At 66.9% G+C, this 2,529-nt stretch carries 1 protein-coding gene and 1 pseudogene; both read right to left on the reverse strand.

All coding sequences use genetic code 11. The features are described 5' to 3' along the window. A partial coding sequence (locus tag VFZ09_RS08115; protein ID WP_329726922.1) for a hypothetical protein occupies window positions 1-1,101 on the reverse strand: 1,101 nt, incomplete at its 3' end. Beyond that, window positions 1,098-2,529: pseudogene (locus tag VFZ09_RS08120) on the reverse strand (hypothetical protein); the annotation flags it as partial. The pseudogene VFZ09_RS08120 and the gene VFZ09_RS08115, both read right to left, overlap by 4 nt.

A 2,529-nucleotide genomic window follows, 5' to 3' on the forward strand; every position in this document is an offset into this window, starting at 1 on the left:
CAGGCGGCTCTTCGGGAATTCCTCCTTCCAGAAGTAGAAGTCGGCATCCGTGAGCGACTCGGGCGTGGCCTTGAAGACGGAGGGCACCTCCGAGTGCAGCAGCGCCACGAGGTGCTCGGCGTACAGGCTGTACTGCTCCAGAGCGCGCTCTACATTCTCCACGTCTGGTGGCAGGGCGGAGTCAGCAGGGCGCCACTCCTCTGGCTCGGGCGGCTGCCATGCGTTGAGCTCGGCGATCCTGCGCTGACGCTCGTGACTCGCGGTGCCGTCCACCACCCGGGAGAGAAGCGGGGCCAGGTCCTGGTGGAAACGGGGTTCCACGGGAGCGAGCATGGCGCTGCGCTCATGCAAGGTCCGCAGCACGGTGTCGAAGTCGAGATCCGGCCGGAGGTGGGCGTGGGCGCGAGCCTGTGCGAGCCGTGCCGCCTTGCTGGCGAAATCCGCCACGGTGGGCCACGTCACTACAATGACAGAGCCGTTGGGCAGTTCCTCCACACGGTGGGCTGGGGTGGACAGCATGCGCTCGCGACCGACCGTCTCCACCAGTTTGGGACCGAAGACATTGAGCCAGAACACCTCGTAGACTTTGTCAAAGCCGTCTCTGCGGCGAGTCTCGTCGTCACGGCCGAAGTTGGGGGAGTCCGTCAATTGCGTGTCATCAGTGCTGTGGGCCCTGGCATACGTAACGGGGTAATGCGAGGCCCATGCGCGTACCATCTCCACGAAGCGCTGGCAGCGCTCGGGCTCCGCGTAGAAGGAGAGCGGCTTCACTTCGAGCCAGATGCGCAACTCGGGAGGAAGAGGAGGAAAATCTAGCCTGGGCCACATATACAACGCGGGCCACTTCGTGCGGCGGAGTTCGATGGACGTGCTATTTTCGTCGCGCTCCTCCTCCAGAGCCTTCCAAATGGCGGCGCGGGAGTATTTGCGTCGCCGCTTGCCGTCAACGACGTCCGGCATCCACCCGTCGGTGTACTCCTCGAGCGCCTGGAAAAAGGGCTCCAACTCACACTTCAGCGCCGCTTTCGAGTCGAAAGCAGCGTCAAAAATGAGCAGGAGGCTGTCCTCCGCCTTCAAATCGTGCACGCTCAGCACCTTCATTGGAACAACACCTCCACTCCCGGAACCTTCCTCCTGGTTTCGTCCACGGCTGTGCTTAACAGGTCCACATCCTTGGGCTTGAGTGCGCCCCCCTCGTAGATGAGGCGGACCTGCTGGACGGGCACATCGCCAGCCTCGCCGAAAAAACGTTGGAGAGAGTCACGGCGGATGTCCAGTCTCTCTCCGTACTTCCGCAGGGCCTCGTTCGCGTCCTCAATGAGCTGCGCCTTCAAGGCTTTGGGGTCCAGCCCCGAGAAATTCCGACTCTTGAAGCTGAACGCCTCCACGCGCCGTGGCCCTCCGCCGAGCGCGCCCTCCTCGATGACGAGCACATCGGCGAAGCGCAGGCCGGTACCCGGCTTTCTCACGCCCACCTGCGTTTCAAGCCGGGGCCTGTCGAAGTCCCCGAGGAAGCGGCGCTCGGCCCGGGGCTTCAGCGCGTCCTCTCGCAGCAGCTTCACCATGTCGCGCTCGAAGGCCAGCCCCCGGGCAAACCACCCGCGCAGCTTCTCGTAGCCTTCCCATTTCAGCGTGCCCTTGCTGGCCTTGCCCTGCTCCACCTCCCTGAAGCGCTCGTCGTAGTACTCCACGTACTCGCGCCAGCGCGGGTTGCCCCGGGCCTCGGGCGGCGGGGCGTCGAGGGAGGGGCGGTGTTTCTCCAGCACCGCCACGTCCCTGGACAGGCGCGGGCCCGTGGCCTCGAGCTCCGCCGCCGCCAGCTTCGCCTCCACCACCTCCCGCGTATGGCCTACGCCCTCGTCCACCAGCGAGGCCAGGGTGCCTGGGCTCGCTGTGGCAGGGGACGTCTTGGCGGAGGGTCGTGCGGCCTCATCCGCCGCGGAGGCTTTCCCGGCGCCCTCCCCGCTCTTCACGGGCGGGGAGCCCGAGGCCCCAGGCCTTGCCTTGGACATGAGGGGCCGTGCCCTGGCCACATTTCCCCGGGCCTCGTACAGCGCCAGCGCGGCGTCCGCCCCTCCCGCGGCCACGAAGCGCCCTGCCTCACGGCTGGCCCGGATGTAACCCGCCAGGTCGCGCAGGCCCTGCAGGTTCATCACCCCGTGGAGCTGCCGCGCCGTCTCGGTCAGGGCCCGCAGCCGCGCTTGCGCGGCATCCACCCCGGTGCGCAGGCGCAAGCGCACGCCCGCGGCGCCTTCCCCCTTGGCGAGGGAGCGCACGCCCTTGTAACCCCCGATGAGCGCCAGCACCAACGCAGGTGCCACCTCACGCGTGCCTTCCTCCATCTCGCCGTTCCAGAGCAACCCCACGCCATGACCGGAGGTGACGATGAAGTGGTAGCTGCCCAGCGGCACACCAAAGGTGACGTGGTCAAACGCACTCACCGCCATGTCGTCCGCCGAGGCGTTGAGCACCCCCTGCTTCTCGGCCTTCTCGAGGGCCTCCTGGTACTCCGGCGGCAGTTGGCCGCGG

Source organism: Archangium sp. (assembly GCF_036277355.1).
Lineage (GTDB): Bacteria > Myxococcota > Myxococcia > Myxococcales > Myxococcaceae > Archangium.